Genomic DNA, 9,241 nt, shown 5'->3' with positions numbered 1-9,241 from the left:
TCCGCGACGGAAGGCGGCGCGGCGATCGTGGCGAACGCGGCCAATGGCGTTCTGGCGAACGACCATGTCGGTGCGGACCAGCCCGGCACGGTGACGGCGGTGACGGGCGGTACGGTCGGCAACCCGATCGCGACGGCTTATGGCACGCTGACGCTGAACAGCGACGGCTCCTATGTCTATACCCCGAAGGCGTCGGTGCCGGACGGGACAGTGGACAGCTTCACCTACACGATGAAGGACGCGGACGGGGACACCTCGCAGGCGGTCCTGTCGTTCACCTTCTCGGGCGACAACAATCATGCGACGGCGGGCGTGTCCGCAACCCTGGTCGACGAGGACGACCTTGCCACGGGCAACCATGACACAGCCCTGGGTGACGACACACCGAGCGCACAGCCCGGGACGCTGACGCACAATTATGGCGCGGACGGCGCGGGCCACATCGCGCTGGTGTCCGGATCGGAGACGGTGAACGGCACCACCTACACCTACACGGCGAATGGGGCGGGCACGCAGATCATCGCGTCGGCCGGCGGCGTCAATGTGTTCCAGGTCGACCTGACCAATGCGGTCACCGGCACCTATACGGTAACGCTGCTGTCGCCGGTCCAGCATCCGATCGCGGGCACCGAGGACAATCTCGCCTTCAATCTGAGCTACAAGGTCTATGACGCCGACGACACGGCTGCAACGGCCGCGACCGGCACGCTGACCGTGACAGTCGACGACGACATACCGGTTGCGGTGAATGACGGTCAGTCCGCGACGGAAGGCGGCGCGGCGATCGTGGCGAACGCGGCCAATGGCGTTCTGGCGAACGACCATGTCGGTGCGGACCAGCCCGGCACGGTGACGGCGGTGACGGGCGGTACGGTCGGCAACCCGATCGCGACGGCTTATGGCACGCTGACGCTGAACAGCGACGGCTCCTATGTCTATACCCCGAAGGCGTCGGTGCCGGACGGGACAGTGGACAGCTTCACCTACACGATGAAGGACGCGGACGGGGACACCTCGCAGGCGGTCCTGTCGTTCACCTTCTCGGGCGACAACAATCATGCGACGGCGGGCGTGTCCGCAACCCTGGTCGACGAGGACGACCTTGCCACGGGCAACCATGACACAGCCCTGGGTGACGACACACCGAGCGCACAGCCCGGGACGCTGACGCACAATTATGGCGCGGACGGCGCGGGCCACATCGCGCTGGTGTCCGGATCGGAGACGGTGAACGGCACCACCTACACCTACACGGCGAATGGGGCGGGCACGCAGATCATCGCGTCGGCCGGCGGCGTCAATGTATTCCAGGTCGACCTGACCAATGCGGTCACCGGCACCTATACGGTAACGCTGCTGTCGCCGGTCCAGCATCCGATCGCGGGCACCGAGGACAATCTCGCCTTCAATCTGAGCTACAAGGTCTATGACGCCGACGACACGGCTGCAACGGCCGCGACCGGCACGCTGACCGTGACAGTCGACGACGACATACCGGTTGCGAAAGTCGTGACGGCAACCCCCGTACTGGACGACGATGCACAGACGCTGTTTACCGGCAATCCGGGAGGGACGAGCGATGTCGCCGACGCGAAAGTCTTGTCGGGCGGCGCGGGGTCGCTGTTTACGGTGGGCGCGGACGGCCTGAAAGCACTCAGCTTTGCCGGCCCCAATGTAATGGCGATCTACAAGACCCCAAGCGGGCTCGCCGCACAGGAGGGAGTGCAATACGCTACGACGACGAATGCCGGGCACACGATTCTCACCGCGACCGGTGTGATCTCAGGCAGCACAGTGTTCGTGCTCGACGTTGCGCCAGACGGTTCCTACGCCTTCACTCTGTCGGAACCGCTGGTGCACCCCACCGTCGGCACGACGGAAGAGACCATGAATGTGACGATCGGCTTCACGGTCACGGATGGTGACTCCGATGCGGCAACCGGCTCGCTTACAGTGCAGGTGAACGACGACACACCGACCTTCACGCACATCACGAATGGTATCGTCGCCAATCAAGACAACAACGTTGTGGTTGGCACACACAACCTTGCCTTCGGTGCCGATGGCGAGCAGTCGATCGAGATCACGCCGCTAACCAACATCAGCGGACTGACATATCTGCCTGTCGTCCACAATGCTGATGGCTCTGCGGATCTCATCGCGCAGGCAGGAGGATCGAATTTCTTCGATCTGAAGATCAATGCTGATGGAACCTATAAGTTTACTTTGATCGAATCTCGCCCCGTTGCCAATCAGACATTCGATTTCAGCGGCGTGTCTGGCGGTGCTAGTACCATACAGTTCACACTGGGAGATGCTACCTTCAAGGCGGTTGATACCAACAACAACGGCAGCATCGGCAGCACCGAAGAACTGAAGCCGACAAGCAATGGCTTTGGCGTCCAAAATGGAAACCTGGATGTGGGAGAGCAATTTCAGGTCAACTTCGCAACAGCAATCGACAAGCTAAACTTCTTCGTGGAGCATGAGGCCGCCGGTGCTTTCACGATGACCTGGACAACGAATACCGGGCAGTCGGGTACCGCCACGACCAGCGTGGACGGCTTGCTCACCATCGATCCGACAGGCGATTTCACCTCCATCACGTTCACTGTCACGGAAGGCAAAGCCAAATTCGACAATTTCGGCTATTCGAAGCTTATCCTGCCTTCAGACCAGACGTTCAATTTCTCCGTGTCAGGCGTGGACGGGGACGGCGATCATTCCGCCAGTCAAACGCTGTCGATCACCGCTCTGGGCGAACACCCGGCAGGCACTCCGATCAATGGGACGGCAGGCGACGATGCCATAACAGGGACGTCCGGTAGCGACACCATCAACGGCCTCGCGGGCGCGGACACGATGACAGGTGGAGCCGGCGCCGATAGTTTCATCATCGGGACCGGCGAATCGACGCCCGTCATCGGCGGATCCGGCAATGCCGGCACGATCTCGGGCTATGACATCATAACGGACTTCGTCGCCGGGACCGACAAATTGACCCTGCCCGGTACGCTGGTGGCGGCCACTGCCGGCCTCGTCGACGGGGCAGGAGATTCCGTCCTGACGATCGGCGGAGACACGGTTGAGTCCCATTCGGTCACGAACGGCATCGCCAGTTTCTTCGGGACCGATGCCGGCGCCTCGCCCTTGGCGATCACCACAACATCGGGCGTGGCCGCGGCGGTCCAGTATCTCATGGGCACGGACATCGGCAATGCAGGGGCGACGCTCGCATTCACGGCAACGATCTCCGGGGTGAATCACACCTATGTCTATACCCAGACAACCGCCAGCGCCGGCGTCGGAGCGCTGGTCGATCTCCAGGGCGTCACCGTAGCGAACCTGAACACGTTGATCGGTGGATCGGTCGATCCCGTTATCCTCGACTTGAACCACAATGGCTTTACCTTCTCCGATGTCAGCCACGGTGTTCAGTTCGACATGAACGGCGACGGCACCAAGGAACAACTGGCCTGGAACACGTCGAAGGACGGCATGCTGGCGGTCGACCTCAACCACGACGGCAAGATCAATGACGGCACCGAGCTGTTCACGCCGAACTTCGGCGGCGGCCATTTCGCCAGCGGGGCTGCCGCACTGACTTCGCTCGACAGCAACCATGATGGCGTCATCGATCACAACGACGCGGCGTTCAGCAGCCTGCTGATCTGGAAGGACGCCAACGCCAACGGCACCAGCGACGCCGGAGAACTGTCAAGCCTTGCCGACAATGGTGTTGCCTCCATCAGCACCGCAGCGCATCCGGCTGTCGGCGAAATCGACGGGCAGGCCTTGACCGGCAACGGCACGTTCCAGATGACCGACGGCACGAGCGGCAACTATATAGAGGTGGAACTCGATACATCGCTGGTTGCCCCGGCGCAGCCATCGGTGGCCTCCGATGGTACCCGGACATTCGCTATCGGCTCGCTCGAAGTCGCCGATCTGATCGCCGACTTCCACGACGGCGCCAACGGCGACAAGATCGATCTCTCCTCGCTGCTGAAAGGTCTGGCCGGCGTCACCGATCTCGAAGCCGGCGGCTTTGTGGAGATCTCGCAGTCCTTGGCCAATGCGGCGAATGCCGAAGTCAAGGTCGACACGAATGGCGGTGGCGACAACTACCATACGGTCGCCGTGCTGGAGAACTATACGTTCCACAGTGCTGCGGAAGCGGTGAAAATACTCTACGATGACAGCCACGGCACCAAGACGGACGTGGCCTAAGGGGCGAAAGGGACGAGGTGGATGAGCATGAACAGAATTTTGCGTGTGGCTTTCGGGGCCGGGCTGCTGTCGATTGTTGCGACCGGGCTTGAAGCCGCGGACATCATCGAGGGACCTGTAGGCGACTATTGCCGCACCGTCGGCACGTCCAACCTGGTGTTGAACGACAATATCGTCGACCTCAAGCAGCAGGTGGTGAAGCTGATGGACGAATCGGTTGCGGTCGCCAAGAGCCCGGAATGGATCAACTCATCCCGGCCTGCCTTCGTCTGGGCTTCGGAAGCCAAGGTCGCCTGCGGCATGGCCTATGGCTATCTGAAGACGAACTACAAAGACGAAGACACGCTCAACAAATGCGAGTGTTTCCACGATCGCATGGTCGAGTACATGCACTGACCGGATGGGCCGCGCCTGTTGGCCATCATGACATCGGACGGATCAATTTCATGGGCGATCGCCGCAACGATCGCCCTGTCCAGCCTTGATCTGTCCGCCGCGCAGGCCGGCGCCAACTGGCTGGGCCGGTGCCGATTGCGTGCGCGGCGTGTTCGTACCCGGGCCACGACAGATGAAATGCTACCGACTATCGCGCCGCCAGGCGCGTCAAGGCGCCGACTCCCGGCTTTCGCCGATTAAAGAACAGCAAGACGGCGCGGCAAGTCCGCCGTAACATGAATTGAGGACCAGACCGGGCAATATCCGGCGGCAGACGAGTGGAGCAATCATGGAAGCTGTCCGGCAGGGCCGCAGTCCGCGGATCTGGGCAATCGCCCTGGCGCTCACCATGCCGTTGTCGGGCTGCCAGTCGAAAGGCGGCGTTTCCGAAGTGCTCGATCCGGCGGCCGTCGCCGCGCCCGCGGGACAGAATGGCGCCGCCGGCGCCGCTCCGGCCCGGGCGAGCCAGTCGCTCGGCACCGGTTCGGCCAAAGTCACGATGCTGCTGCCCTTGTCCGCTCCCGGGCCATCAGGGGAAACCGGCCGCAAGATGCTCGACGGCGCCAAGCTGGCGATGACGGATATCGGCAATGGGTTGCTGACGCTGACGATAGAAGACACGAAAGGCGACAGCGCGCAGGCCGGCAAATTGGCCGTGCAAGCCATCACGACGGGATCCAAGGTCGTCATCGGCCCGACCGAACTGCCGGCGGCCCAGCATATTGCCACGCTGTCCGGCTCGACGCGCCCCCCGGTTCTGGCGCTTGCCGACAATTTCGCCGGCAGCGCCGGGGTTTATGCGGTGCGCCTCAGCGAAGCCGACAGCGCCGCGGCGGGTGCCGCGGGGCTCGCCGCGAAAGGCCGCAAGAAGTTCGTGTTGCTTGTCGCGGAAGGCTCGAACGCCAGCGCCGTGGAGAAGCGGGTGGCGAACGGCCTCAGCATCTATGGCGCGACGCTCGCCGTCACCCTGCCCTATTCGGCCGGCGACGGGGGCAGCAAGGCCGTCGACCAGATGGGCTCACTCGTCGACGCTCCCGACGCGGTCATTGTTGCCAGCGGCGACGCCAGCCCCGCGCCCGTCCTTGCCGCCCTGAAATCAAAGGGCATTCCGGGGAAAGCGGTTTCAGTCGTCGGAACCGACCGTTGGCTGGAGCGCCCGATGGATCCACTGTTCGAGGGGGCATACATCGCCACGCTCGATCCAGGCGAAACCGGCCCGATCGCCGACCGCTTCAGGACGACATACAATTATCCTGCCGACGTCAATGTGGCCTATGCCTATGATATGGTCGCCCTGACTGCAGGGATTGCCAGCGCGGTCGGACCCGACGGCTTCAGCAAACAGACCCTCGAAAACCCGAACGGGTTTCGCGGATCGACGGGTTTGTTCCGCTTTCGCGCTGACGGTTCCAGCCAAAGATCGATGCCATTCTATCGGATAGAAAAGGGTGCGCTCAAACTGGTTGCCAAATCGACGTCGGGCTTCTGACCGGCCGCCGGCGGGACCTTGCGTGAACGCCGCACCGGCCTGATGGGCCGGCATGCCCGCCTGGTGATCGCGATCGGGGGCCTCGAGCTCGTGCTCGGAATTGTCCTGATCATGCAGGCCGGAGCCTTGCTTTCTCTCGGCCGGCCTGCCCGTGCGCCGTCCCTGGAAATTGCCGGCAAGCAAGCAACCCCGACGGCCGCGGCCATTCCCGACGGACAGTTGCGGGAACCGGCGCGGCGTATTGCCGAGGGCCTTATCGCTCCCCCGCCGGTCGACGTGTCGGAAATCGAGCGGGTCGAAGCCCGGCCGCCGCTCGGAGAACTCGGCCTAGCCGTCCGCCCCAAAACGCCCATGCCGCAGGACTGGCATGAAACCCTGCTCTACCGTCCGATTGCAACGTCGTCGGCGGTTTTCGAATCGATGGGGTGGAAGGTGGTCATCAGCGGGGCTCAGGACATCGGCGCGGACCAGACCTGTTCGTTTCGCGACGAGGCCTGGCCCTGCGGCCAGCAGGCCCGCGCGGCCTTCAATGCCTGGCTGCGGGGGCGCGCGCTGAACTGTTTCCTGCCGCCGGAAACCGAGCGCTTCGCCATCGCCGCGCCGTGCCGTCTGGGCAAGCAGGATGTCGGCGCCTGGCTGGTGTCCAACGGCTGGGCGATGGCGCTGCCCGGCGGTATCTATGGCAAGGCGGAAACAATTGCCAGGAATGCCGGAATGGGTATCTTCGGACCGCCGCAATAGGCAGAGTTTGATCGTCAAAATGCAGGGTTTTTCGCAGACCGGCTTCGTCCCCGGTATGGAAAAACACCATTCGGCCTTTTTCCATCAAATTGTACAGTTCGGCGAAACCGAAATTACGGCAGGCAGGCCTTATACCAGCCGACCTGACAGGAGATTGGCCAATGACGAGACCGATGGCGACCACCACTGCCCAGCCCTGGAAGCAGGTCGCGTGGCTGACATTGCTAGGGACCGCCGGAAGCCTCGGCCTTTCCCTTGGCCTCAACTACCTCCTCCTGTTCAGCGACGCGCTGACGCCATTCGCCCGCAGCATGATCACCGCGGGACTGCTGCCGGTCATCATCGGCCTGCCGCTTTTCGCGCTGATCGGCTGGAACCGGGTCGAGATCCACCGCTACCGGCAGGAACTCAACAGGTCCGGGACGTATGACAGGCTGACGGGCTGCCTGAACGGGCCGGTTTTCACGTCGATGGTCGAGCGACGTGCAGCCAGGCGATCGGGGCCAGGACCGCGCTCGGGCGCCTTCCTGATCATCCACCCCGAACACCTTCGATCCATCAACATGCGCTTCGGCCTTGAATGGGGCGACGAGGCCTTGCGGCTCATCGTCTCGACCATCCAGTCGTCGGTGCGCGAGGAGGACCTGATCGGACGCATCGGGGCCTCGATGTTCGGGGTTTTCCTCGCTGGCGCGACCGAAGCGGAGGCCAAGGAGATCGGCGAACGCATCCGCACCCGTATCGCGCAAGTCTATTTCGCGCCAAAAGGCACCGAGGATGTCCTCACCATCAAGGTCGGCGGCGTGATGCTGGAGAAGGAAATGGAGTTCTCGGACATGTTCCGGTCGGCCGAACAACACCTGTCCGACGCGCAGGATGAAGCCGGGTTCGAACTGACGCATCTCCACAGCTGACGACAGCCGGAGCGGCAAAGCGGGTCAATTCAGGGGAACTGGTGCTGCGAGAGAGGATTGAACGCTGAATACCTCTATATAAATCAATATCTTACGTCAATAGTTTGTAACATTGTGACGACCGACAAGATGACCTCGAAAGACACCTCCGGTGCCGTATTAAGGTCAGCACCCGCTGAAACCTTTACATCAGTCCATGCGCTATTAGTCGCGCAGCCGGCATCCGCCGCAGCGCTACCATTGCGACAACGCCAAGCAGCGGGCCAGGCGCGAGGATCAGGAAGCTCCAGCGCCAGCCGAAAACCTCCGCCACCGATGAAGTCAGGTGGATCGAGACAAAGGTGAGCGCGATGCCGACGCTCAACTGCAACGAGAGTGCCGTGCCGACATAGCGCGGGTCGCTCAATTCGGTGGTCATTGCGGAAAACTGCGCGGAATCGCCGATGACGGTCATCCCCCAGAGAATGGCGATGGCGATGAACAGCCAAAGCGGCCCGTCGAAGGCGAGGCCGATCGTCAGCGCGCAAAATCCCGAAAGCGTCATCATCATTGCTGCTGTTGCCGTGCGGCCGATGCGGTCGGCGACAATCCCGCCCAGGATCGAGCCGATCCCGCCAGACGCGACGACAAGGAAGGCAAGCAGGGACGCCATCCTTGGGCCATCGGTGCCTAGGCCGGGGCTTCCCGCCCTGATATAGGCCAGCATCCAGCCCCACATGGCGTAGAGCTCCCACATGTGTCCGAGATAGCCGAGATTGGCGAGAGCCAGCGGGCGGTTCTGCAGGACCGCCCGGATATGGCGGCGGTCGAAGGTAGATTTGGCGAAGGGATAAGGGCCTTCACTGCCAAGACACAGGATCAGGATTGCGCCTGCCAATGCAGCGAGCGAGGTCGCGATGATGACATCCTGCCAGGAGACATCGGTCGCAAATGCGGACAGCAGATGCGGAAACGCCGATCCTAGCGTCAGCGCCGCGAGCAAGGCACCCAGTGCCACGCCGCGCCCGCGGCGGAACCAGGTCGAAACCAGTTTGAGCGCCGGTGGATAGACACCTGCCAGGGCCGCGCCGGTGGCGAAGCGGGTAAGCAGCAGCAAGCCGACGGACGGGGTGACCAGCAGGCAGAGATTGGCAATCGCGGTGATCAGGGCACTGATGCCGATCACCTTGCGAAGCGAGACGATGTCCAGCAGGCCAGCAATGCTGGAGGCGAGCGCGCCAGCCGCGAAGCCGACCTGCACGGCGCCTGTGATCCAGGCGCCTTGCGCCGGCGACAACCCCCAGACTTGCGTCAGCTGCGGCGCGATCGCGGTAGCCGAGAACCAGGCAGTCATGGGCAGGAAGGCGCCGGCGCAGATCACCGCCAGCATCGACCAGCGCCGGCCGGCGCCAATGCCGACCGGGTTCGTGGCTGCCATGGGTTCCATCTGGCG

6 protein-coding genes are annotated in these 9,241 nt (G+C 63.0%); 5 read left to right on the top strand and 1 reads right to left on the bottom strand.

Going from position 1 to position 9,241, the window contains the following annotated elements; all coding sequences use genetic code 11:
• The 5 genes from CK227_RS30275 to CK227_RS30255 all read left to right on the top strand — a co-directional run.
• On the top strand, window positions 1-4,230 hold a 4,230-nt coding region (locus CK227_RS30275), incomplete at its 5' end, for an Ig-like domain-containing protein (RefSeq protein ID WP_143750548.1).
• 27 nt (window positions 4,231-4,257) lie between these two features.
• Window positions 4,258-4,626 (top strand): hypothetical protein, encoded by a 369-nt coding sequence (locus CK227_RS30270; RefSeq protein WP_245318312.1) that lies wholly within the window; start codon window positions 4,258-4,260, stop codon window positions 4,624-4,626.
• Between the two features lie 328 nt (window positions 4,627-4,954).
• Complete coding sequence (locus CK227_RS30265; RefSeq protein WP_095775309.1) at window positions 4,955-6,154, top strand: ABC transporter substrate-binding protein; 1,200 nt, start codon at window positions 4,955-4,957, stop codon at window positions 6,152-6,154.
• A gap of 18 nt (window positions 6,155-6,172) precedes the next feature.
• Window positions 6,173-6,895, top strand: coding sequence for a thermonuclease family protein (locus CK227_RS30260; protein WP_245318311.1), 723 nt, complete (start codon window positions 6,173-6,175; stop codon window positions 6,893-6,895).
• 161 nt (window positions 6,896-7,056) lie between these two features.
• A complete protein-coding gene (locus tag CK227_RS30255; RefSeq protein ID WP_245318310.1) occupies window positions 7,057-7,809 on the top strand; it encodes a GGDEF domain-containing protein in 753 nt (250 codons plus the stop codon).
• Between the two features lie 184 nt (window positions 7,810-7,993).
• Here CK227_RS30255 and CK227_RS30250 read toward each other — a convergent pair whose 3' ends face one another.
• A complete protein-coding gene (locus tag CK227_RS30250; RefSeq protein WP_095775325.1) occupies window positions 7,994-9,226 on the bottom strand; it encodes an MFS transporter in 1,233 nt (410 codons plus the stop codon).
• Window positions 9,227-9,241 lie beyond the last annotated feature (15 nt).

It is taken from the genome of Mesorhizobium sp. WSM4308, assembly GCF_002294905.1.
Classification (GTDB): Bacteria; Pseudomonadota; Alphaproteobacteria; order Rhizobiales; family Rhizobiaceae; genus Mesorhizobium.
This window is presented reverse-complemented; position numbering and strand designations above follow the sequence as displayed.

What these genes read in the sequence shown, in the direction of transcription:
- CK227_RS30270 (WP_245318312.1), top strand. Translation starts at nt 4,258, where the DNA reads ATGAACAGAATTTTGCGTGTGGCTTTCGGGGCCGGGCTGCTGTCGATT.
- CK227_RS30265 (WP_095775309.1), top strand. Translation starts at nt 4,955, where the DNA reads ATGGAAGCTGTCCGGCAGGGCCGCAGTCCGCGGATCTGGGCAATCGCC.
- CK227_RS30255 (WP_245318310.1), top strand. Translation starts at nt 7,057, where the DNA reads ATGACGAGACCGATGGCGACCACCACTGCCCAGCCCTGGAAGCAGGTC.
- CK227_RS30250 (WP_095775325.1), bottom strand. Translation starts at nt 9,226, where the DNA reads ATGGCAGCCACGAACCCGGTCGGCATTGGCGCCGGCCGGCGCTGGTCG.